The sequence below is a fragment of the Streptomyces sp. NPDC023157 genome, from assembly GCF_055560575.1.
This window is the reverse complement of the sequence record NZ_JBVHIL010000003.1, coordinates 677779-700959: the sequence shown is the minus strand read 5'-3', so window position 1 is coordinate 700959 and position 23181 is coordinate 677779. Positions and strand designations below refer to the sequence as shown.

At 73.0% G+C, this 23181-nt stretch carries 18 protein-coding genes; 8 read left to right on the top strand and 10 right to left on the bottom strand.

The window, feature by feature from the left end; all coding sequences use genetic code 11:
* From wecB to ACZ3ZE_RS14090, 6 genes are all read left to right on the top strand, one after another.
* Window positions 1-1188, top strand: a complete 1188-nt coding sequence (gene wecB, locus ACZ3ZE_RS14115; protein ID WP_361179061.1) for a non-hydrolyzing UDP-N-acetylglucosamine 2-epimerase — start codon at window positions 1-3, stop codon at window positions 1186-1188.
* A 111-nt stretch (window positions 1189-1299) separates the two neighbouring features.
* Window positions 1300-2169, top strand: a complete 870-nt coding sequence (locus ACZ3ZE_RS14110) for a YveK family protein (RefSeq protein WP_361179059.1) — start codon at window positions 1300-1302, stop codon at window positions 2167-2169.
* Between the two features lie 17 nt (window positions 2170-2186).
* Window positions 2187-3734 carry an oligosaccharide flippase family protein gene (locus tag ACZ3ZE_RS14105; protein WP_361179056.1) on the top strand — a complete coding sequence of 516 codons (1548 nt, stop codon included), beginning with the start codon at window positions 2187-2189 and terminating at the stop codon, window positions 3732-3734.
* 1 nt (window position 3735) lies between these two features.
* The gene (locus ACZ3ZE_RS14100; protein ID WP_361179054.1) at window positions 3736-4785 is read left to right on the top strand and encodes a right-handed parallel beta-helix repeat-containing protein; all 1050 of its coding nucleotides are present in this window, start codon (window positions 3736-3738) and stop codon (window positions 4783-4785) included.
* Window positions 4786-4918: 133 nt separating this feature from the next.
* Window positions 4919-5581: a class I SAM-dependent methyltransferase gene (locus ACZ3ZE_RS14095; RefSeq protein WP_361179052.1), complete on the top strand. Its 663-nt coding sequence runs from the start codon at window positions 4919-4921 to the stop codon at window positions 5579-5581.
* Window positions 5581-6366, top strand: a complete 786-nt coding sequence (locus ACZ3ZE_RS14090; RefSeq protein WP_361627611.1) for a glycosyltransferase family 2 protein — start codon at window positions 5581-5583, stop codon at window positions 6364-6366. Before ACZ3ZE_RS14095 ends, ACZ3ZE_RS14090 begins: the two co-directional genes overlap by 1 nt.
* On the opposite strand, the gene ACZ3ZE_RS14085 is transcribed toward ACZ3ZE_RS14090, so the two are convergent.
* On the bottom strand, window positions 6351-7295 hold the full coding sequence (locus ACZ3ZE_RS14085; protein WP_467259159.1) for a glycosyltransferase family 2 protein: 945 nt from the start codon (window positions 7293-7295) through the stop codon (window positions 6351-6353). The two genes, ACZ3ZE_RS14090 and ACZ3ZE_RS14085, sit on opposite strands and share 16 nt — an antisense overlap.
* A complete protein-coding gene (locus ACZ3ZE_RS14080) occupies window positions 7295-9319 on the bottom strand; it encodes an O-antigen ligase family protein (protein WP_361179045.1) in 2025 nt (674 codons plus the stop codon). The genes ACZ3ZE_RS14085 and ACZ3ZE_RS14080 overlap by 1 nt, the downstream gene beginning before the upstream one ends.
* A gap of 56 nt (window positions 9320-9375) precedes the next feature.
* On the opposite strand from ACZ3ZE_RS14080, the gene ACZ3ZE_RS14075 reads away from it, so the two are divergent.
* On the top strand, window positions 9376-10023 hold the full coding sequence (locus tag ACZ3ZE_RS14075) for a YveK family protein (RefSeq protein WP_467259156.1): 648 nt from the start codon (window positions 9376-9378) through the stop codon (window positions 10021-10023).
* On the opposite strand, the gene ACZ3ZE_RS14070 is transcribed toward ACZ3ZE_RS14075, so the two are convergent.
* From ACZ3ZE_RS14070 to ACZ3ZE_RS14035, 8 genes are all read right to left on the bottom strand, one after another.
* Complete coding sequence (locus tag ACZ3ZE_RS14070; RefSeq protein ID WP_361179041.1) at window positions 9998-10606, bottom strand: acyltransferase; 609 nt, start codon at window positions 10604-10606, stop codon at window positions 9998-10000. The two genes, ACZ3ZE_RS14075 and ACZ3ZE_RS14070, sit on opposite strands and share 26 nt — an antisense overlap.
* 79 nt (window positions 10607-10685) lie before the next feature.
* Window positions 10686-11732: a glycosyltransferase family 2 protein gene (locus ACZ3ZE_RS14065; RefSeq protein ID WP_361179039.1), complete on the bottom strand. Its 1047-nt coding sequence runs from the start codon at window positions 11730-11732 to the stop codon at window positions 10686-10688.
* A gap of 39 nt (window positions 11733-11771) precedes the next feature.
* Window positions 11772-15023, bottom strand: a complete 3252-nt coding sequence (locus ACZ3ZE_RS14060; protein ID WP_467259153.1) for a DUF4082 domain-containing protein — start codon at window positions 15021-15023, stop codon at window positions 11772-11774.
* A 60-nt stretch (window positions 15024-15083) separates the two neighbouring features.
* Entirely contained in the window at window positions 15084-16199 is a 1116-nt protein-coding gene (locus ACZ3ZE_RS14055; RefSeq protein WP_467259150.1) for a DegT/DnrJ/EryC1/StrS family aminotransferase, read from the bottom strand.
* Complete coding sequence (locus ACZ3ZE_RS14050) at window positions 16196-16960, bottom strand: NeuD/PglB/VioB family sugar acetyltransferase (protein WP_467259147.1); 765 nt, start codon at window positions 16958-16960, stop codon at window positions 16196-16198. The genes ACZ3ZE_RS14055 and ACZ3ZE_RS14050 overlap by 4 nt, the downstream gene beginning before the upstream one ends.
* Window positions 16957-19122 carry an aminotransferase class I/II-fold pyridoxal phosphate-dependent enzyme gene (locus ACZ3ZE_RS14045; RefSeq protein WP_467259144.1) on the bottom strand — a complete coding sequence of 722 codons (2166 nt, stop codon included), beginning with the start codon at window positions 19120-19122 and terminating at the stop codon, window positions 16957-16959. Before ACZ3ZE_RS14045 ends, ACZ3ZE_RS14050 begins: the two co-directional genes overlap by 4 nt.
* On the bottom strand, window positions 19119-20237 hold the full coding sequence (locus tag ACZ3ZE_RS14040) for a Gfo/Idh/MocA family protein (protein WP_361179026.1): 1119 nt from the start codon (window positions 20235-20237) through the stop codon (window positions 19119-19121). Before ACZ3ZE_RS14040 ends, ACZ3ZE_RS14045 begins: the two co-directional genes overlap by 4 nt.
* Before the next feature lie 17 nt (window positions 20238-20254).
* Window positions 20255-21622 carry a sugar transferase gene (locus ACZ3ZE_RS14035; protein WP_361179024.1) on the bottom strand — a complete coding sequence of 456 codons (1368 nt, stop codon included), beginning with the start codon at window positions 21620-21622 and terminating at the stop codon, window positions 20255-20257.
* A 466-nt stretch (window positions 21623-22088) separates the two neighbouring features.
* Here ACZ3ZE_RS14035 and ACZ3ZE_RS14030 point away from each other — a divergent pair, with 466 nt between their 5' ends.
* Window positions 22089-23000, top strand: a complete 912-nt coding sequence (locus ACZ3ZE_RS14030; protein ID WP_363292491.1) for a glycosyltransferase family 2 protein — start codon at window positions 22089-22091, stop codon at window positions 22998-23000.
* Window positions 23001-23181: the final 181 nt, after the last annotated feature.

The following is a 23181-nucleotide window of genomic DNA, read 5'->3' as shown; positions in this document are numbered from 1 at the left end:
ATGGCCGACACGAACATCACGAACATCACGACGAGCATCACGAACACCACGGACGGAACGCGGGGAATGCACGGCACGCACGTCAAGAGGGTCGTCTGCGTCGCCGGCGCGCGCCCCAACTACATGAAGATCAAGCCGGTGATGGACGCCCTGGAGGCCAAGGGGGCCGAGGTCCTCCTCGTCCACACCGGACAGCACTACGACCCGGCCATGAACGACGTCTTCTTCCGCGACCTCGGTCTGCGCCCGCCGGACCGCTTCCTCGGCGTCGGCTCCGGAAGCCACGCCGTGCAGACGGGGCGGGTCATGGCCGCGTTCGAACCGCTCGTCACCGAACTCGCCCCGGACCTCGTCGTGGTGGTCGGCGACGTCAACTCCACGCTGGCCTGCGCCCTGGTCACCGCCAAGGCCGGCCCGCTCCTCGCCCACGTGGAGGCCGGGCTGCGCAGCCGCGACTGGTCGATGCCCGAGGAGGTCAACCGGCTCGCCACCGACCGGATCAGCGACTACCTCCTCGCCCCCTCGCACGACGCGGCCGAGAACCTGCGCACCGAGGGCTACCACGACGACCAGATCCACGTCGTCGGCAACGTCATGATCGACACGCTGTTCGCCAACCGCGAGCGCGCCCTCGCCACCGACGCCCTCGCCCGCCACGGTGTCACCCCCGGCGCGTACGGACTGGTCACCCTGCACCGGCCGGCCAACGTGGACGACCCCGAGGTGCTCGCCGGGCTCCTCAAGGGACTCGGCGAGGTCGCCGCGCACTGTCCGCTCGTGCTGCCCGTGCACCCCAGGGCGGCCGAGCGGCTGAACGCGCTCGGTGTGCCCGGTGGCATCCGGCTCGTCCCGCCGGCCGGATACCTCGACTTCATCGCCCTCCAGGCCGGCGCCCGGATCGTCCTCACCGACTCCGGCGGCGTCCAGGAGGAGACCACCGCGCTCGGCGTGCCCTGTGTGACCCTGCGGGACAACACCGAGCGCCCGATCACCGTCGACGAGGGCACCAACGTCCTCGCCGGCCGCGATCCACAGCGGATTCTGGCCACCGCCGTACGCCTCCTGGACGACCCGCCGCCGCCGCGCCGCCCGGCCCTGTGGGACGGGCACGCCGGGGAGCGGATCGCCCGGGTCCTGCTGGAAGGGGGGACCGCGGGCGTCCGCCCGCGGCCCACCGACCTCCGTTGAGCGCAGACGTGGTGATCGCGAAGGGCTCACAACCTGTCGCGATCCCACCTATCCTCATGAGCGGTACGGCAGTTGAGCAGCCGCCACATCGGGGGCGCAGGGGGGAACGCCATGGACCTCGCAGAGATCTTCCGGGTCATGTGCCGGCGGTGGTACGTCCTCGTGCCCGGGCTGCTGCTCACGGCCGGCCTGACCGTGGGGGCGTGGTTCTCCGTCCCCACCTCGTACGAGTCGCAGAGCACCGTCGCGCTGCTCAACTCCCGCAAGGGGGCCGCGGCCGACGGCAACCCCTTCCTGAGCATGGAGCCCTCGCTGACGGGCATGGCCGACAGCCTCGCCCGCAACGTGAACTCCGACGTCTCGGTCAGCGAACTGAAGGGCAAGGGGCTCACCGAGAAGTACGAGGCGAAGATCGCGGACAACGCGCAGGGCCCGCTGCTCTGGCTCACCGTGACCGGTGACGACCCCGACTCCGTCCTGACGGCCAACAAGACGCTCATGGCGTACACCGCGCAGCGGCTGAAGGAGCTGCAGGCCGACCAGAAAGTCGAGCCGGACTCCATGATCCGGCTGACCACCATCGTGCCGCCGCAGGACCCCCAGGCCCAGCTGAAGTCCAAGGTCCAGTACCTGATCATGGCCGCCGGACTCGGCTTCGTCCTCAGCCTCGTCGCCACCTTCTTCGTGGAGGCCCGCCGCCGCCACGGCGCCCCGGCGAAGCACCGCCAGACCGAGGCCGCGGAGACCCCGCGGTCCACGGAGCCGACCGGGCCCGCTGGGTCGTCAGGGCAGTCGGGGCCGTCTGGGCTGTCGGGACCCTCGGCGCCCGAGGAGTCCGCCGGGCCCGGACCGCTCGTCGACCCCGAGGTCTCGGCCGGGCGGCCCGCCGCCCAGCCCCTCGACCAGCCCACCATGCAGCTGCCCGTCCAGTCCGCCGCCGAGCACCGCCCCGCCAAACGCCCGCCGTCCTGGGTGAAGTGACGAGGAGCCCCCTCCCGATGGAAACCGCGCCCGCCGCGCCCGCCGCCCCCGGCGACCAGGCGACCCTGGGGACCAAGGTCCGCTCGGCGACCCGGTGGAGCCTCATCAACACGATGGTCATGCGGCTCGGCAACTTCGCCACCGGCATCGTGCTCGTCCGCTACGTCCTCGACCCGGCCGCCTGGGGCGTGTACGGCGTCGCACAGACCGTCCTGATGGTCCTGCTCTCCGCCAACGAACTCGGCGTCTCGCTGGCCATCGTGCGCTGGGAGGGGGACGTCCGCCGGTTCGCGCCGACCGTCCTCACCCTCAGCGCGGTCTCCAGCGGCCTGCTCTACCTCGGCCTGTTCGCCGCCGCGCCCGCCGTCGCCGGCCTGCTCGGCTCCACCGAGGCCACCGCGGTCCTGCGGGTGATGTGCGTCTGCCTCGTGCTCGACGGGCTCTCCCAGGTCCCCGCGGGCGTCCTCACCCGCGAGTTCGCCCAGGGCCGCCGGATGATCATCGACGCGCTCAACTTCGTCGTCAGCACCTCGGTGACCCTGGCCCTCGCCCTCCACGGCTGGGGCGCCATGAGCTTCGCCTGCGGCGCCGTCGCGGGCAACGTCGTCGCCCTCGCCGGCTGCGCGCTCGCCGCCCCCGGCATGCTCCGCTTCGGCTGGGACCCGGCACAGGCCCGGGCGCTGCTCCGCTTCGGCCTGCCGCTCGCGGGCGCCAGCATGCTCGCGCTGGCCGTCGTCAACGCGGACGCCATGATCGTCGGCGCGGTCCTCGGCAACATCTCGCTCGGCTTCTACATGCTCGCCTTCAACATGGCGGGCTGGCCGGTGCGGGTCATCTCGGAGACCGCCCGCCGGGTCTCCTTCGCCGGTTTCTCCCGGCTCGCCGACGACCCCAAGGCCCTCTCCCAGGGCTTCGGCAACGCGCTGGGCATCCTGATGGGCGCCACGGTCCCGGCCTGCGTCCTGCTCGGCGCGCTCGCCGGACCCGCCGTCGAACTCGTCTACGGGGCCAAATGGCTGCCCGCCGCCCAGGCGCTGCCCTGGCTGATGGCCCTCGGCCTCGCCCGGATCGCCGCGGAACTCACGTACGACTGTCTGGTAGCCATCGGCCGGCGCCGCTCGCTCCTGGTCATCCAGGGGCTCTGGCTGGTCGTCCTGGTCCCCGTGCTGGTGCTGGCCGCCCGCGCCGGGGGCATCGAGACGGTCGCCGCCGGCCATGTCCTGGTCGCGGGCGTCGTCGTGCTGCCGGCCTTCCTGCTGGCGCTGCGCCGCGGCGGGATCGCCACCCGGGCCGTCGTCCGGGTCTGCGTCCGGCCGGTCCTCGGCGGCGCCCTGATGGCGGGCGTCCTGGTGCTGCTGCGCCGGGAACTGGGGGAGGGCGTCTGGGCCCTGTCCGCCACGTGTGTCATCGGACTCGTGTGCTACGCGCTGTGCGTCCTGCCCGGCCGCAGACTGGTGCGCGGCGCGCTCGCGCGGTTCGGCCGGGGCCCGGCCGGGCAGGGGGAGAGCGCCGACCCCGCCGTACCGGCGCCGAGGCAGCCGGCCACCCCGGCACGTGAACGATGAGGTGAGTCCCCTGGCCCGAACCGGCCGCCGCAAGCTCCTCGGAGCGGTGCTGCTCTGTGCCGTCCTGCTCTTCTCCCTGATCACCTTCACCGGACTCGGAGCCAAGGCCGTCTGCCTCGGCGGCGCGGCGCTGTGCGACTCCCGCGCCATCACCGCCCCCGGTGAGAGCGCCGGCGGCCCGGCCCGGTCCGCCGGCCCCTCCGACGCCAAACCGCGCGCCCCGAAAGGCTGCGCCAGCCCCCGGGCCTGCGGCTTCCCCGACGCGAGCAGCACCGGGCCGCGGGTCGCCACGCTGACCCCGCAGAGCACCGGCAACGCGAGCATCCGCACCGACGGCACCGTCATCAGCGGCTGGGACATCACCGGCTCGCTCGACATCTACGCCAACGACGTGACCGTGATCGACAGCCGCGTCACCTCCACCAACTGGTGGGGGATCAACCTGCGCCCCGGCTTCTCCGGGCTGCGGATCCTGCACACCACGATCACCGCCGTCCCCGGCAAGGGCCCCAACAACGGCGGCTCGGACTACGCCGTCTCCAACATGAGCACCAGTTCGGTCGAGGTCGGCCACTGCGACATCACCGGCTTCGGTGACGCCCTCTCCATGGGCCAGGGCAACCTGCACGACAACTACGTGCACGGCATCGTCCCGTACAAGAACCTCGACGGGCAGTGGCAGCACACCAACGCCGTCATCAGCAACGGCGGCGGCAAGGGCAAGCTGATCATCCGGCACAACACCCTGATCAACGCGACCCCGGTCGAGCAGGGCGCCTCGGCCGCCATCGGCCTGTTCGCCGACGCCGCCCCCGTCACCCACACCGTCGTCGACGCCAACTGGCTCGCCGGCGGCGCCTACACGCTCTACGCGGGCGGCAAGGACTCCAGCTCCATCGAGGTCACCGACAACGTCTTCTCGCCCGAGATCTACCCGGCGGGCGGCCGGTACGGCGCCGTCGCCTACTGGAACGCCGCCGGGAAGGGCAACGTCTGGCGCGGCAACCGGATGGCCGACGGCACCCCCGTCGTCCCCGCCGACCCGTCCTGAGACCCACCGAAAGTGCGAGGCCGCGTTCCGGGCATCCACCTGATAAATCACCCCATCCCCCACTACGGTTGATCACGTCCCCGACTCCTCTGAGCGGGCCCGAACTCCGAACTCACTCCAGGTGGTTGATGCGATGTCGCGCACCCGTGCCCTCCGCAACCGATTCGTCGACGCGCCCGACTCCCTCGGCGAACGATTCCGTGCGGCCCGCTGGGAGCGATTCCGCAGGTGCTTCCCGCAGATCGAGAAGATGCGGGTGGTGGACCTCGGCGGCACCGCGGAGAACTGGCAGCGCTCCCCGCACCGCCCCCTCCAGGTCCACCTGGTGAACCTGGAGGCGCACCCCACCGAGCTGCCCGACTGGATCACCGCCGAGACCGCCGACGTCACCGACCCCGAGATCCCCGCCCGACTGGGGGAGTTCGACCTGGTGGTCTCCAACTCCACCATCGAGCACGTCGGCGGCCCCAGCCAGCGCCGCCGCTTCGTCGCCGCCATCGAACAACTCGCCCCGCTGCACTGGGTGCAGACCCCCTACCGGTACTTCCCGGTGGAGCCGCACTTCCTCGCCCCCGGCTTCCAGTTCCTGCCGCTGGCCGCCCAGGCCAAGCTGGTCCGGCACTGGCCGCTCACCCACAGCCGCCCCGCCACGCCCGAGGAGGGCATGGACGCGGTCATCAACATCGAACTGCTCACCCGCGCCGAGATGAGCTACCTCTTCCCCCGCTCCGTGATCCTCAGCGAGCGGGTGGCCGGACTCACGAAGTCGCTGACGGCCGTCCGTACCCGGGTCTGATGCGCCGGGTCCTCAGAGGGCCGTGGGAGCTGCTGAAACGGCGCTTCGGGTGGCTGGTCCTGTACGAGCTCCGCAACAAGGTCCTCCTCGCGCCGGGCGCCGTCCGGCTGCGCCGCTTCGAGGACGCCGAGACCGCCCGGCTCGCCCGGGTCCTCGGCCGGCGCCCCACGGCCGAGGTCGCCACGGTCATCGCCACCCACCGACGGCCCGAGGCACTGCTGCGGGCCGTCCGCTCGGCCCTGGAGCAGTCCGTCCGCGACCAGGTCGTCATCGTGGTGGACGACGGCGCCGGCCTGCCCGAACTCCCAGCGGACCCCCGCCTGTTCGCCGTCTCGCTCAGCCGCAACACCGGCGTGGCCGGGGTGGTGCGCAACGTCGGCATCCGGCTCACCGCCTCGCGGTACGTCGCCTTCCTCGACGACGACAACCTCTGGGAACCCGAGCACCTCCAGGAGGCGCTCGGCGCCCTGACCGCCCCCGGCGGGCCCGACGGCGTGTACACGGCGCTGCGCAGGGTACGGCCGGACGGCAGCGACATGGACGTCCTGTCGGTGCCGTTCGACCGGCGCAGGGCCGCCCACGAGGCCTTCCTCGACACCAACGCCTTCGTCGCCCGGCGTGTCCCCGCCCTGCGCTTCAGCCGGCTGCGGCGCACCCCCCAGGTGCTGCCCCGGGAGGACTGGGAGCTGATCCGCCGCTACAGCCGAGGCCGCCGGGTGGCGCACCTCGACCGGCCCACCGTGCGCTACCTGGTCAACCCCGGCAGCTTCTACACGTCCTGGTGAGGCGAGCGGGGCGCGCCGAGCAGGGCGCGCACCGCCGCCCGCGCCGGCTCCCGGCCGAGCGCCGCCCGGGACGCCTCCCGCAGCAGCACCGCCGAGCGGAACGCCGCCGTCGCCGGCAGGCCGTGACGGCGCCGGAACAGGCGCACCCGGTTCACCACCAGCAGCGACCACAGCCGGGGCGAGACCCGGGAGTCGCCGCCCAGGTGCGTCGCCCGCGCCCGCGGCTCCAGGCGGGTGCGCAGCCCGAGGTCCCGGGCGCGCAGGCAGTACTCCGTCTCCTCCGAGTACAGGAAGAACGACTCGTCCCACGGCCCGCAGGCCGCCACGCACTCCCGGGACAGCGCGAGCAGCGCCCCCGTCGCCCAGTCCGCCGAGGTCCGCCCGGTGTACGCGGACGGCGCCGTGACCAGCTCGCTCCAGCGGGGGAAACGCCCGGCCCTGCGATTGCCCAGCACGGCCTCGCCGAGCGCCCGGGTCACGCTGGACTCGCGGCGCAGCGAGTGGATGAGCGACCCGTCCTCCTCGTGCAGCAGCGGCACGCTGACGCCCACCCGGGTGCCGTCCGGCAGCGGCTCACCCAGCGCCCCGATCAGGGTCGCCGCGCAGCCCTCGTCCATCCGGACGTCCGGGTTGCAGATCAGCACCGGGCCGAAGCCGCCCTCCCAGGAGGCCGCGGCGCGCAGGGCCGCGTTGATCCCGAAGGAGTAGCCGCCGTTGCGGCCCGTCTCGACGACGGTGGCCTCGGGGGCGTGCTTGCGGACCACGGCGACCGTGTCGTCCGACGAGGCGTTGTCGGCGACGACGAGACGCCAGTCCAGGCCCCCCATCCCGGCCGGCAGCGACTCCAGGAAGCCGGGCAGCACCTCGGCGCTGTTCCAGGTCACGACGAGGACGGCGACCGGTGCCGTGTCCTGCTGCTGATCGTGCATCAGATCTCCACGAGGTGCGTCGAGTCGGGCGCGCGCCGGCGGGGGGCCCGCTCGGCCCGCCGGGCCGCTTCCGCCTCGCGCCGTACGAATCCGAGGCAGCTGCCTCCCGCGCCGAGGAGCAGGAAGAAGACGCCGGCGAACATGGGGAAGCTCAGGGTGTCGAAGGTGGCGCTGATCACCAGGGCGACCAGCGCGGAGGCGAAGAAGGCCTGGCCGAGCTCCCGGTCCGCCTCGTCCCGGGCCAGCCGCCGGATCGCGCCGCCGTTGTGCACCCCGGTGAGTCCCAGGACGAGCAGGACGAGGACGCCGAGCGCGCCCAGCTCCGCCAGCGTCAGCAGGTACTGGTTGTCGGTGAAGAAGTAGCGCTCGGGCGTGAAGGTGCCGAAGCCCCGGCCGAGGACCGGGTCCTGCGCGAAGTACTCGGCGATCTTCGGGTACTTGATCGTGCGGGCCTGGGTGCTGCTGTCCGCGTTGTTGAGGCTGCCCGAGAAGAGGGTGGTGATGGTGCCGATGAGCCCCGGCACCAGCACCTTGAACACCGCCACCGCGCCGAACAGGATGCCGATCGCCGTCCACCGCCGCTGCGGCTTCCACCGGGGCACCATGATCAGGACGACCACCAGCAGACCGATGATCGAGGTCCGCGACACCGTCAGCGGCAGCCCGCCGCCGAGCAGCACCACCGGCGCCCAGCGCTTCCACCCGGGCAGATGCGCCCGCACCGGGTCGAAGGCCTGCGCGATGGCGAACGGCAGCAGGATGGCGAGCATCCCGCTGAACTCCAGCGGGTGCGCGGTCAGCGAGCGCGGCCGGGTGAACGAACCCCGGTCGAGCACCGCCACGTTCGCCACGCTGGAGTTCAGGCCCGGGACGCGCAGCGAGTCGGCGATGTTGGTGCCGGTGAAGAAGTCGTACAGGCCGAGCAGGGCGACGATCGAGCCCATCACCACGAGCCGCCGCATCAGCACGTCGAGCCGCCCCCGGTCCTGGATCCCGGCCGTGGTCAGCACCACCAGGGACACCCACACCAGGAGCACGATCAGCCCCCGGTCCGCGGCGAGGATCTCCTTCTGCGAGCTGATCCGGTCCTGGTTGGCGACGTACGACAGGAGCACGCCGACCGCGAGCAGCAGCATCACCGTGCGCATGGTGCGGGTCCCCGGCGCGGGGGCGATCCGCCCGCGGCACCAGGTCGCCAGGTACCAGAACAGGCCGAGCAGCGCGAAGACGTTCGCCGGGGTCCCGGCGCCGCCGAGGGCCGGCAGCGCCAGGTTCGACGGGAGGAACAGGGCGAGCGCCAGATAGCCGGTGAGGACGGCCGTGGCGTCCAGCGGCCGGGTCAGCAGGGTGCGCAGCCGCCCCGCGCCGGGCCGGGGCGCCGGGGGGACGGGCAGCTCGGGCAGACCGCGGGTGCGGCGGCGGGCCACCGCCCAGGTCTCGATCACGAAGGACAGCAGAAAGGCACCCGTGACGCCGAAGACGACGACGGCGGCCACCTTCTGGTACCGCGACTTGGGCTGCGAGACCGGCTTCTGCGGCGGCACGATCCGCGCCGACCTGACGTAGTAGCCCTCCGGCACCCGGGCCTGCTCCTGGAGCACCTGGAGCTGCTCGGAGGCGTAGTCCGTGATCTTCCGGGTCTCCTCCAGGACCTTGGCCTTGTCCTCGCCCTTGACCGTCAGGGTGAGCAGCGGCCCCTCCGCCTGGGCGGCGAAGTCCACGCCGTACTCGTCGGTGATCCCACGGCCTTGGAGTAAACGGGCCGTCTCGGGCGACTGGAGCGCGCGGATCAGCACATCGGCCGTGCCGATCAGCGAACCGCTCGCGTACGCCAGGGTGTTGCCGTAACTGGGAGCCGGCTTCGCCACCTTGCTGGAGTTCAGCAGGGCGAGCTGGCTCTGCGACTCGTACGTCACCGGCACGGTCGTGTACAGGTAGCCGCCCGCCAGCAGACTCAGCAGGGTCAGCGGCACCATCACGTACCAACGCCCCGCCAGGACGCGGAAGATCTCGGCGATGCTCACGAACCCTCCCCCGGTTCCTCTTCGTGCTGCCAGTATCGACGCTGATGGAAAGAGACGTGCTGACTCCCGAAGGACTGGCCCGCGTGCTGCTGCGCCGCTGGTACGTCCTGGTCCTCGCCATGCTCCTCACCGGCGCCGCCTGTTACCCGGCGCTGCGGCCCGCGCCGCGCTGCCTGAGCTCGGCGGTGCTCGTGGTGAAGCCCCCGCGCACCGGCAACCAGCCCAACCAGCTGACCAACCTCCAGCCCTCGCTGGCCCTCGTGTCGTACGCCGTCGTCCAGCAGCTCCAGTCGCCCGCCGGACACGCCGAGCTGCGGGCCGCCGGCGTACGCGGCACCTACCGGATCACGCCCCGCAACAGCGGCACCAGCGCCACCCCGTACTACTCGATCCCCACCCTCCAGGTCGAGTCGGAGCAGACCCGGCCCGAAGAGGCGGACCGCCAGGTCCAGTTGATCATCGGGGTGTACGGCAAGCACCTGAACGCCCTCCAGGCCGCGCAGCACGTGCCGTCCGCGACCCTGCTCACCGTCGACCTGGTGAACCGCCCCGGCACCGTCGCCCTGCCCCCCAACCGCACCCGCGCCGTGGCCGGCGCGGGCGCGCTGGGCACCCTCGCCGGGGTGATGGCGGCGCTGTGGACCGAGCGGATCGCGGCGGCGCGGCGCGGACGGCGGCTCAGCGCGCCGCACCGTACTCCGTGAGCCGCCCGTCGCGCTCCTCGTACCGCTCACCGGTCTCCGGGCAGCGCCACACACCGGGCGTGCCGGCCTCCTCGGCCAGCCGGACGCCGGCCTTGCCGACCCAGCCCGCCCGCCGGGCCGGGACCCCCATCACCAGGGCGAAGTCGGGAACGTCCGCGGTGACCACCGAACCGGCCGCGACCAGCGCCCAGCGCCCGATGGTCACCGGGGCCACGCACACCGAGCGGGCGCCGACGGCCGCGCCGTCTCCGATCCGGACCGCGACCGGCTCCCAGTCGCCGCCCCGCTTCAGCCGCCCGTCGGGGTCCACCGCCCGCGGGTTGTGGTCGTTGGTCAGGACCACGGACGGGCCGATGAAGACGCCGTCGCCGAGCACGGCCGGCTCGTACACCAGGGCGTAGTTCTGCAGCTTGCAGTTGTCGCCGATGGTCACCCCGGGGCCGACGTACGCGCCCCGCCCCACCACGCAGTTCTCGCCGAGCCGGGCGTCCTCGCGGATCTGGGCGAGCTCCCACACACTGCTGCCCGCGCCGACGACGGCCTTCTCGTCGACCTGGGCGGTGGGCTGGACGCGGTAGTTCACGGATGAGCCTTTCTTTCGCTGGGAGGGGAACGAGGGCCTGCGTTCGGATCATGCCGGGCTCAGATCCCTGAGACGGGCCCTAGATGCCGCGGCGCTTCCACGACCGCCACCAGAGCCACTCGCGGCCCCGGTCGACCACCGCCGAGAGCACCAGCGGCTGGAGGTACGGCATGACCCGCGCCCCGATCCGGCGCCGCAGCCGCAGCGCCCGGAACTCCGGCAGCGCCTCGGCGTCCGGCCGCCACTGCCGGGCGAGGTCCACCAGCTCCTCGACCGGTACGACGCCGGTGCGCCCCCGGTCGTAGGCCCGGTAGGCCCGCCGCAGCGCCTGCCGGGCCAGCCGGGTGTCGACCAGGGCCGCCAGGCGGTCGGCCTGGGGGAGCCGGTCGGCGCACTTCTCCAGGACCGCCGTGAACGCGGCGCGGCGCTGCCGCAGGTCGTCGAGCTGCCCGCCGAAGTCGGTGGTGGACATGTTGTTCCCGTGGACCCGGTAGTAGGCCTGGTCCGCCCCCGCGACGTAGCCGACGTCCGCGTGGGCGGCCAGCCGCATCCACATCTCGATGTCCCCGGCGTGCGGCAGCTCGGGGTCGTAGCCGCCCACCTTCCGCTGGAGGCTGGTGCGGACCACCACCTCCGGCGAGGTGATGCACCCGGTGCCCTCGCGGAAGCGCCGCTCCAGCCACCAGTGGCCGGGGTAGACCACGGAGCCGGTGGAGCGGGTGCGGGCCGCCGGGAGCGGTCCGCCGTGCTGGAAGCGCAGCGGCCTGCCGTAGGCGAAGCCCGCCTCCGGGTGGGCGTCGAGCAGGGCCACGGCCCGCACGAGCGCCCCGGGGACCAGCCGGTCGTCGGCGGACAGGAGCACGACGTAGTCGCCGTCCGCCCATTCGAGCAGGCCCTCGTTGTAGGTGGCGATGTGCCCCTTGTTCGTCTCGTGGACCCGTACCTCGATCCGCGGGTCGGAGGCGGCCAGTTTCCGGGCCGCCTCCGCCGAGTCGTCGGGGGACGCGTCGTCGATGATGAGCACCCGCACGTCGAGGCCGGGCTGTTCGTCGAGCACGCTGCGTACGCAGTCGGCCAGGAAGTGGCCGTACTTGTAGCAGGGGATGACGACGCTGACTGAGCTCATGTGGTGCGTTCCCCGATTTCGGTGGGTGCGGTCGGCCGGTCAGCCGGTCGTGAAGACCGGGCCGACCCAGTAGTTCGTCGCGTTGTAGGAGTTGTTCGGGAAGGCGCTCGTGGCGCCGTACCGGTAGAGCCCGTTGGCGCCGCCACTCGCGTCGGCGGGCGCCGACAGCGGGTAGTTGAGGTGGGCGCCCGTGAAGAACCCGGGATCCGAGGCGTAGTTGCCGTTCGGCGCGTGGTACGAGGCCACGTAGGTGGTGCCCGCGGTGATGGCGACCGGGGTGGCGAACGTCAGTGTCTGCCAGCCGGTGGCGGTCTCGCCGCCGAAGGTGCCGGTGGCCAGCTGGGTGCCGTCGGCGGCCCACAGACTTCCGGTGTGGCTGCCGGTGTTGGTCGCTCCCTTGTAGAACGTGATGCCCGTGACCTTGCCGTTCAGCGAGGACTGGAAACGGGTGCCCAGTTCGAGGGAGTTGCCGTCACCGGTCTCCGCGGTCCTCGACGGCACCGTCTGCGTGCCCCACAGGGTGCAGGGGCAGGCGGCCGGCGGCGGGGTCGCGCTCGTCGTGAAGGTCCAGGTGACCGGGTCGGGCATCGCGTTGCCCCACAGGTCGGCGGCCTGCACGGAGACCGTGTACGTGGTGCCGAGCGCCAGCTGGCTGTTGAGCGTGAACGCCGCGGTCTTCCCGTCGCCGTCGAGCGTGGCCCGGCCCGGGACGGAGCCGCCGCCGGGGCCCTGCACGGTGAACAGCAGGGTGCCGCTGTCGATGCTCTGGTTGAAGGTGGCCGACAGGGGGGCCGTGATCGACACCCCGGTCGCCCCGGGACTCGGGGTGCGGCCGGTGACGGTCGGCGGCACGGTGCTCGCCGTGCCGGTCTCCAGGATCGCGTCCACCCAGTAGTTGCTGCCCGCGGACGCCTGGTTCGGGAAGCCGCTGGTGGTGCCGTACCGGTAGACGCCGTTGCCGCCGTCGGTACCGGACTGAAGGGCCGTCAGCGGGGCGAGACCGGCGTTCTTGTCGGTGAAGTAGTGGGCGTCGTAGGAGTATCCGCCGCTCGGCGCGAAGTACGAGGCGATGTACGTGGTGTTGGCCTTCACCGGGACCGGGTTCGCGAACTTCAGCTCCTGCCAGCCGGAGGCGGTCTCGTTGGTGAACGTGCCGGTCGCGAGGAGCTGGCCGGTGGCGGACCACAGGCTGCCCTTGTGGGTGCCGACGTTGGCGCTCGACTTGTAGAAGCGGACACCGGTGATCGCGCCGGGCACCGAGCTACGCACCTTCACCCCGAGCTCGACGGAGCTGCCGTCGCCGCTGTTCGGCTTGGAGGGTGTGGCGGTGGCCGGCCACACCGCGCACGGGCACTGCTGCTGCGTCACGGTCAGCGGGACGGTGGTGACGTTGCCGAGGTTGACGCTGTCGTCGACGGCGCGGACCTTGAGCTGCGCCGGGCCCTCCGTGAGCGGGGTCCACTTGTAGCTCCAGGAGCCCGTGCCCTCGGCGGCCTTCCAGGTGGTGCCGCCGTCGGTGGAGACCTCCACCCGGGCGACCACGCCGCCCGAGTCGGCCGCCGTGCCGGTGACGGTGATCTGCCGCAGCGCGGGCACCGAGGCGTTCGGGGCCGGGCTGGTCACGGTGACCGTGGGGCCGGTGAGGTCCTTGGACGCCTCGGCCGGGACCAGGCCGTCCTGGAGGGACTTCGGCTGGAAGCCCATGTCGGCCAGGATGTTCACGGTGGCCTGCTGCATCCGCTTGTCCTCGGTGACCACCCCGCCGTCCGGATCCGCCGTCGGGACGTTGGTCAGACCCCAGGACCACTGCACGGTGCCGGTGCCGAACACCAGGGCGTGGGAGGTCTGGTCGCGGAAGGCGACGAGGCTGTGGGTAGCGGTCCCGTTGCCGTAGTAATTGCCCCAGTCGAGCAGGTAGTTGCCGTCGTTGACGTCGACGACGGTGGAGGAGAGCCTGATCTGGCCGGCCGGCCGGGAGGCGTTCTCGATGTCGCTGTCCCACTCGTAGCCGAGGGTGCCCTGCGGGAAGGTGGCCACCTGGTTGCCGGTCAGGCCGGCGACCGAGGTGTTGCGCCACAGGCGCATCTTCGCGAACGCGGCGGGCACCGTGATGGCGTCGTTGCGGGGGCCGTTCACCTGGAACAGCGAACCGGTGAGGATGTTCTGCGGCCGGTAGGGCTCGCCCTCCTTGGTGCTGTCAGGATCCATCCAGGTGCCCGTCCACACGTTGCTGGGGTCGGGCACGCCGTTCGGCGTGGGGAACTTGAGCTTGGTCTCCTTGTAGGAGACCAGGGTGCGGTTCGCGGTACCGCTACCGTCGATGCTCGGCTCCAGGCGGGTCTTCCAGAAGATCTCGTTGCCGGAGAAGTAGGTCTGGTGCTGGCCCGCCTTCCGCGCGTTGAGCACGTTGGTGAACTGCTCCTGCGTCCAGTACTCGTCGTGCCCCTGCGACATGAACATCTTGTGGTTGGCGAGCAGCGCGGAGCCCCGGGTGGCCGTGTCCAGTCCGGAGACGTAGCTGAGGTCGTAGCCGTTGCGCTCCAGCCACGAGATCATCTCGAACTCGGAGCCGTAGATGCCGTTCTCGCCGCCGATGTCCATCGGGCGGTTGTAACTGACCTTGTACGCCCGCCCGTCGGGTGCCGGACCCTGACCGTCGTACAGGTTCGTGCCGCCCCAGTCGTTGTACGCCTGCCAGGTCTGGTCCGAGGTCTGTACGACGATGTCGGAGCGGCTGGCGTCGTTGCGCACCACGAACGGGTACGGCATGAGGCCGTTGCCGTCGGCCTGGTCGAAGTTGGCCACGTACAGGCCGGAGACCGCGTCGCCCGGCACGGTCCAGTTCACGGTCGTCGGCCAGTTGCCGCAGTCCATCAGCCCCGTCGGCTGGTCCTTCAGGCAGCTGGGACGCTGGGAGAAGTAGGTGGCGGGGTAGGTCTGGTCGGCCTGGGCCTGGGTGGAGACCAGCCGGGCGCCGTCACCGCCGTACCAGCCGAGCCGGTAGATCCGGACCCGGTAGGCGGACGGGGACTGCACCTTGAACTGGAGGGTCTCCCCGGCCTGGAGGCTCATCTTGGTGGGGAATCCCGCGATGTCGCCCCAGGAGCTGCCCGCGAACCAGTCGGACAGGGGCGTGCCCGGCTTGGAGTTCTCGCAGACGATGGGATTGCCGCCCGTTCCGCAGGGGTCGGCGAGCGCGCTCGCCTCTCCGGCCGGTGGCAGGAAGATCGCGGTCAGCGCCGCCGCCAGGGCGAACAGGGCGCCTCTGGCTCGACGGAATCGGTTTTGCATCGCTGTACCTTTCACGGCAGTACAGGTCCAGGCCTACCGGCCGGGGTGGGGGAGCGGGCCCTAGTTCAGGGCGTTGACCAGCGCGTCCCCGACCTGCTGTTGCTGGTCGGGGGTGATCTGCGGGAAGAGCGGGAGCGAGAGGATCTCGCCGGCGGCCCGCTCGGCGTGCGGGAAGTCCCCTCGGCGGTACCCGAGGTGGGCGTAGGCGGGCGTCAGGTGCACCGGGTCCGGGTAGTGCACCCCGGCGCCGATGCCGCCCGCGTTGAGCTTGCCCACCACGGCGTCGCGGTCGGCCCCGGGCACCCGCACCACGTACAGGTGCCAGACGTGCTCGTTGCCCTCGGCGGTGGCCGGGAGCACCAGCCGCCCGGACGCGGCGAGCGGGGCGAGCAGCTCGTCGTAGCGGGCCGCCGCCGCCCGCCGGGCCGCGTTGCCGGCGGCGAGCCGGCGCAGCTTGGCCCGGAGCACCACGGCCTGCAGCCCGTCGAGCCGGCTGTTGAAGCCGGGCACGTCGTGCCGGTACTTCTCGACCCCGCCGTGGTTGGCGATCGCCCGCACCAGGGCGGCCGCCTCGGGGTCGTCGGTGAGCACCGCCCCCGCGTCGCCGTAGGCGCCGAGGTTCTTGCCCGGGTAGAAGCTGGTGGCGGCGATGCCCCCGCTCCCCGGCGTCCGTCCGTCCCGGCTCGCGCCCTGGCTCTGGGCGGCGTCCTCGACGATCCGTACGCGCTCCGGCAGCGCGGCGGCGAGCGCGGCCACGTCCGCGCTCTGCCCGTACAGGTGGACCGGCACCACGGCCCGGGTGCCCGGCCCGACCGCGGCCACGGCGGCCGCGGGGTCGATCAGCAGGGTCTCCGGGTCGCAGTCGACCAGGACCGGCCGGGCCCCGGCCCGGGCGACCGCGCCGGCCGTGGCGATGAAGGTGTTCGCGGGGACGACCACCTCGTCGCCGGAGCCGACCCCGCTCGCCCGCAGCGCCAGCTCCAGGGCGTCGGTGCCGTTGGCGACGCCCACGACCTGCGCGACGCCGCCGAACTCGGCGTACTCCCGCTCGAACTCCCGGACCTCCGCACCGCCGATGAAGGCGGTCCCGGCCAGGACCCGGTCGAAGCCGGCGCGTATCTCCTCGGCGACCTCGGCGTGCGCCGCCTTCAGGTCCACCAGGGGGATCTGGTTCATGTGCCGTTCACTCCTCTTGCCGGGACGGGCGGGACGTACGGGACGTGCGGGACCGGCCGTCCCGGCTCGGGGACGGTGCCGTCGGCGGGGCCGCGGCCGTCCGCCGTGAGCTGTGCGAGGGCCGGGGGCGCCGCCGCGCGCAGCCGGCGGGCCGGCGACCCGGCCCACACCTCGCCGGCGGGGACGTCGGCCAGGACCGTACTGCCCATGCCGACGAGCGACCACGCGCCGACCGCCGTGCCCTCGCGGACCAGCGCGCCCGCGCCGAGGTAGGCGCCCCGGCCGATCCGGGCGCCGCCGCCGAGCCGCACCCCGGAGGCGAGGGTGGCGAAGTCCGCCACCTCGTCGTCGTGGGTGAGGACGGTGTGCGGCATCACCGCGACATGCCGGCCCACCCGCACCGCGGCCGTCAGGACCGCGTGCGCGAGGAGCACCGTGCCGGGGCCGAGCGCCGAACTCGCGGAGACCACCGCGGTCGGGTGCACCACGGTGGCGTACCGCTCCTCCGGCAGCCCGAGCCGCTCGACGACCCGGGCCCGGGACGCGTAGTCGCGCGGGCTGCCGACGCACACCACGAAGGACGCGCCGGGCAGCTCCCGCACCAGCGCGCTGCCGCCGAGCACCGGCACGCCGTCGACCTCGACGCCGTGCAGCGCCGGGTCGTCGTCGAGATGGCCCGCCAGGGGCAGGCCGGCGGCGCGGGCGGCCTGCGCGGTCTCCCGCGCGAAGCCGCCGGCGCCGATGATGACGAGCTCGGTCACGGACGCGCCGCCGCTTCCCGCAGGACGGCGACCACGCGGTCCTGCTGCTCCTCGCTCAGGGTGTGGAACAGCGGCAGGATCAGCGAGTCGCGGGCGATCCGCTCGGTGGCCGGCAGCGGCCCGGCGGGGTGCCCCGTGTAGGCCGGTTCGAGGTGGCCGGCCATGATGCCCCGGCGGGCCGACACCCCGGCCTCGGCGAGCACGGCGAGCAGCTCGTCGCGGCCGACCGGGAAGTCCTCGGCGAGCAGCACCCAGTACGACTGGAAGTTGCCCTCCCCGTGCGCCGGGTCCCGCACCGGCTCCAGGCCGGGCACGTTCCGCAGCAGCTCCCCGTAACGGGCGGCCAGCTCGCGGCGGCGGGCCACCATCGCGTCCAGCTTGGCCAGTTGGGCGAGGCCGACCGCGGCCTGGATGTCGGTCATCCGGTAGTTGAACCCGGTCTCCAGGTAGCTCTCCAGGACCGGCTTGCCGCTCGCGTGCCGCTCGGCGGCCGAGACGTTCATCCCGTGCTCGCGCAGCCGGCGCAGCCGCGCCGCCCACGCGTCGTCGTCGGTGGTGACCATCCCGCCCTCGCCGGTGGTGAGCAGCTTGCGCGGGTGGAACGACCAGGCGGCGAGCAGCGCGCCCCGCCCGACGGACGCGCCGTCGACGGTGGAGCCGATCGCGCAGGCCGCGTCCTCGACCAGCGGCAGCCCCCAGCCCACGCAGGCGGCCCGCAGCGCGGTCACGTCCGCGGGCACCCCGCCCTGGTGGACCAGGAGGACGGCCTTGGTGTCCGGGGTGCGGACCGCGTCCACGGTGGCGGCGGTGAGGTTGCCGGTGGCGAGGTCGACGTCGGCGAAGACCGGTTCGGCGCCCACGTACCGTACGGCGTTGGCGGTGGCGATGAAGGAGAGCGAGGGGACCACGACCTGGTCCCCGGGGCCGATTCCGAGGGCGACCAGGGCCAGGTGGAGCGCGGTCGTGCAGGAGCTGACCGCGATCCCGTGCCGGGCGCCGACCCGCTCCGCGAAGGCCTGCTCGAACGCGGCGACCTTCGGGCCCTGCGCGACCCAGCCGGAGAGCACGGTGTCGGAGGCCGCCTTCGCCTCCTCCTCGCCGAGCCACGGCACCATCACGGGGATCCGTACGGGCGCCTTCCCGACGGCGGCCTCGGCGGCCACAGCAGCTACGGCAGCTACGTCGGAGTCTGTCGCCGTCGCGCCCTTCTCCGCCCGCCACCAGTCGACCAGGTCCCGCAGACCGGTCCGCAGGTCGATCTCGGCCTTGAAGCCGAGCCGCTCCTCGGCGCGCGTGGTGTCCGCGAGCCGCCGGGTCACCCCGTTGACCGCGCGGGCCGGGCCGTGCACGGGCTCCAGGCCGGAGCCCATCACGCCGAGGAGGCCGTCGGCGAGCTCGCGCAGCGAGGTCTCGGTGGCGCTGGCCACGTTGAACACCTCGTCGGTGAGCCCCTCGCGCGCCGCCAGGATGTTGGCGCGGGCGATGTCACGGACGTCGACGAAGTCCATCGTCTGGGTGCCGTCGCCGAGGATCAGCGGCGGCTCGCCCGCCTCGATCCGCTCCATCCAGCGGATCAGCACCTCGGTGTAGAGGCCGTGGATGTCCATCCGCGGCCCGTACACGTTGAAATAGCGCAGCGCCACGTAGTCCAGGCCGTACATGGCGTGGAAGCTGCGCAGCATGCCCTCGTTGAAGGCCTTGGCCGCGCCGTAGAACGTGTCGTTGTTGTACGGGTGATGCCGCTCGGTGGTCGGGAACGACTCCGCCAGGCCGTACACGGAGGCCGACGAGGAGGCGATCACCTTCCCCACCCCGGCGGCCGCGGCGGCCTCCAGGACGTTGAACGTGCCGTTCACCATGACCTCGTTGGCGAGCCGGGGCTCCTCCGCGCACTGCGTGATGCGGATCGCCGCCAGGTGGTAGACGAGGTCGGCGCCCTCCGTCACCCGGTGGACGGTCGCCGCGTCGCGGATGTCGCCCTCGACGAGCTCGACCCGGCCGCTCGCCAGGGCCTTGGCGAGGTTGGCCCGCCGCCCGCGCACGAAGTTGTCCAGCACGACGACCTGGCTCGCACCCCCCTCCACCAGGAGGTCCGTCACATGGGAGCCGATGGTGCCGGCACCGCCGGTGACCAGGACCCGCTTGCCCGCGATATCGCTCAACGCTGTTCTCCCCGCACTTCGTCACCGTTCTTGAGGGACCGGTCGGAGCCGGTCCGCAGCCCGACGACCGCGCCGCGGAACTGCAGGCTCCGCGACGCCGCCTCCAGGATGTCCAGCACGCGCAGGCCCGCCCGGCCGTCGGTCAGCGGCGGCCTGCCCTCCGTGATCGCCGCCGCGAACTCGTCGACCATGCTGCGCAGCGCCTCCTTCTCGCCGATCGCCGGGGCGACCATGTCGCCGCTGCGGTACGAGATGAGGGCTTCGCGGCGCTCGTCCGCGCCCAGCTCCTGCGGCGTCGCCAGGTCCACCCCGCGGTCGAACAGCGCGACGCGCTGGGCGGGGTTGAGGTCGTCCCAGACCAGGGTGCGCTTGGAGCCGCCGACCATGGTGGTGCGGACCTTGGTCGGGGAGAGCCAGTTGACGTGCACGTGGGCGATGGCCCCGGTGTTCAGCTGGAGCGTCAGGTACGTGATGCAGTCCTGGCCCGCGCCGATCGGGTCCGCCCCGTGCGCGGCGACCGCGACCGGCTCCACGTGCTCGGGCAGGATGAAGTCCAGGATGGACAGGTCGTGCGGGGCGAGGTCCCACAGCACGTCGATGTCCTTCTGGACCAGACCCAGGTTGATCCGCACCGAGTCCACGTAGTGGATGTCGCCGAGCGCGCCCTCGCGCACCAGCTCGCGGATCTTCGCCACCGCCGGGGTGTAGCAGTAGGTGTGGTCGCACATCAGGGTCAGGCCGCGCTCCTCGGCCTCCGCGACCAGCCGCGCCCCGTCGGCGTACGTGGTGGCCAGCGGCTTCTCGACCAGGACGTGCTTGCCCGCGCGCAGCGCCGCGAGCGCCACGTCCAGGTGGGTGCCGGCCGGGGTGGCGACGGCGACGGCGTGCACCGCCGGGTCGGCGAGGACCGCCGCGTAGTCGTCGGTGGCCTGGACGGTGGAGTACCCGCCGAGGACCCGCTGGGCGCGCGTGACGTCGAGGTCGCACAGCCAGCGCAGCCGGAAGCGGTCGCTGGCCTGGAAGTTGCGCACCAGGTTCGGGCCCCAGTAGCCGGCGCCTATGACGGCGACTCCGAGCCGCTCGTCCGGCCGGCCGGCGTCGTTCACGTCGCTCACGTCGTTCCCCTTCATCGTCAGTAGGCCCCTGTTCCGCGCAGCACGGCGGGGCCGGTGCGCAGCAGGATCAGCGCGTCCAGGCCGAGCGACCAGTTGTCCACGTACGCCAGGTCGAGGCGTACGGCCTCGTCCCACGGCAGGTCGGAGCGGCCGCTCACCTGCCACAGGCCGGTGAGGCCCGGTTTGACGAGCAGCCGGCGCCGGACCTCGTGGCTGTATCCGGCGACTTCCTCGGGCAGCGGCGGGCGCGGCCCGATGAGCGACATCCGCCCGTTCAGCACGTTGAGGAGCTGGGGCAGTTCGTCGATCGAGTAGCGGCGCAGCGTGGCGCCCACCCGGGTGACGCGGGGGTCGTCGCGGACCTTGAACAGCAGGCCGTCGCTGTTGTGGTTGGCGTCCGCGAGCTCGTCCCTGACCGCCTCGGCGTCGGGCCGCATCGTCCGGAACTTGAACATGGTGAACTGCTTGCCGTGCAGGCCCACCCGGACCTGCCGGAACAGGGCCGGGCCGCGGCTGCCGAGCCGTACCGCCAGCGCGACGGCGCACATCAGCGGGGCGAGCGCGAGCAGCAGCACCGCGGCGAACAGGCGCTCGGCGAGCTCCTTCGGCAGCCGGGCCCAGCGGGACAGCCGGGGGGCCCGCAGATGGATCAGCGGGACCCCGCCGACCGGACGGATCTCCAGGCGTGAGGCGGCCACGTCACCGAAGCCCGGCGCCAGCAGGAAGTCGCCGCCCGCGGCGGCCGTGCTCCAGGAGAGCGCCCGCAGCATGGTCGCGTCGATCTCCGGCGAGGGCAGCACCACCACGGTGGTGGAGCCGCCGAACCCGCGTATCGCGCCCGGGACTTCGTCCACCCCGCCGAGCACCGGCACGCCCAGCTTGTCGAGCACCGCGCGGCCCCGGTCGTGGCCGGGATCGGTCAGGCACACGCCGGCGATGTCCATGCCCTGGAGCCCGGCCCGGCCGGGCGCGCGGTCGGAGCCGCCGTTCCACAGCGCCGACAGGAGCGCGGAGACGCCCGCCGAGGGCCCCACCAGGATCGCCGTGGTCCGGTTCCGGCCCTGCGCCCAGCCGCGGCGCAGCCAGCGCCGGAGCAGGAAGCGGGCGGCCAGCGTGAGGACGGCCACGGCCGGAGCGGCCAGGATCATCTCGTGCAGCAGGTCGAGATCCCCGGCCAGACCCCAGCCGAGGACCGCCGCCAGGGCCGGCAGCACCAGGGCGCCGCGCAGTACCCGGCGATAGATCGCGCCGCCGGTGCCCAACGCGCCGCGCTCATAGGCCCGGTGGGCGTACATCAGGGCGACCCAGGCCGGCGGCAGGCCGAGGACGACGGGCCAGTGGCCCACCGTGCCGAGGACGCTCACCGCGGCGACGGCGGCCGCCATCGTGTCCGCGGCCAGCAGGACTGTCTGGTGTCTCCTCCGCCACCACAGGCGGTGGACGTCGAAATGTGTGGATTCGACTCGATGCCGCTCATGCGTGACCGGCAGGACGGTCATCCATTCCCCCCAAGGGCGCTTCGCACGCACCCCGTTGGACCACCTGTGCCGTTCCCGAGGGACTGCCGGCGCGAGCGGCTCGCGGGCACGGGAAAGACAGCGGTGGTGCGACGAGGGTGCGCGGGTCTTCCGCCTGACTGAACGGTGCGGACCGCGGTCGCAAGTCTCCCCAGCCACGGCCGGTGTCCGCACAGGACGCTGAATCCGCCCGGGACGAGTCGTGTTCGTGCCCCAGCGGATCCGGCAGCGCTCAATCTAGACCAACTGGGGCAGGCCATCCAGGAGTTGTGTGAAACTCCTACCGATACTTGAAGGAACTGTAAGAGTGGGACTCCTTGGTCATACTGTCCCCGTGCCCAGCATCGTGATCCCCGCCCACAACGAGGAACGCACCCTCGGCCGCCTCCTGGACGCCCTCCTGGACGGCGCCCGCGACGAGGAGTTCGACATCGTCGTCGTGTGCAACGGCTGTACGGACGCCACCGCCCGCGTCGCCGCGGGGCACGGCCCGCGCGTCCGGGTCGTCGAGACCCCCGTGCCCTCCAAACACGAGGCCCTGCGCCTCGGCGACACGCACGCCCGCGGCTTCCCCCGGATCTACGTGGACGCCGACGTGGTGCTCGGCGCCGGGGACGTCCGCGCCCTGACCGCCGCGCTCGCCGGACCCGGCGAGGTCCTCGCCGCCGCGCCCGAGCGGGAGCTGCCGATGACCGGCTGCTCCTGGCGGGTGCGCGCGTACTACCGGGTCTGGCAGCGGCTGCCCGCCGTCCGCGACGGGCTCTTCGGGCGGGGCGTCATCGCCATGTCCGGCGCGGGCCACGCCCGGATCGCCGCGCTGCCGCCCCTGATGGCCGACGACCTGGCCGCCTCGCTCGCCTTCGGCCCCGCCGAACGCAGCGTGGTCCGCACCGCCCGCGTCGTCGTCCGGCCGCCGCGCACCTGGCGGGACCTGATCCGCCGCCGGGTCCGGGCGGCCACTTCCACGGCCCAACTGGAGGACCACCAGGCCCGGTCGGCGCGCGAGGACCATCGGGCCCGGTCGGCGCCCGAGGACCGCCAGGCGGCGCCGGAGCCCACCGCGCCGCCCTCGGCCCGTACCGGCGTCGCCGACCTGCGGGCCCTGGTGCGCGCCGACCCCACGCTGCTGCCCGCCGTCGTCGTCTTCCTCTCGGCGGCGCTCGCGGCGCGCAGGGGCGCGCGCAAGGCCATCAGGGCGCGGGACTTCGACACCTGGCTCAGGGACGAGAGCAGCCGCCAGGGGTGACGCCCGTGCCGTCGTCCGGGCTGGGGTCGGGGCTGCTTTCGGGGCTGCGGCGGGCTGCGTCCGGGCCGTGTTCCGGGCTGTGTTCGGGACTGCGTCCGGCCTGGGTGCGGCCTGCGTTCGGCCTGGGTCCGGGCCTGGGTCCGGGCCTGCGTCCGGCCTGCGTCCGGGACCGAACGAAAGG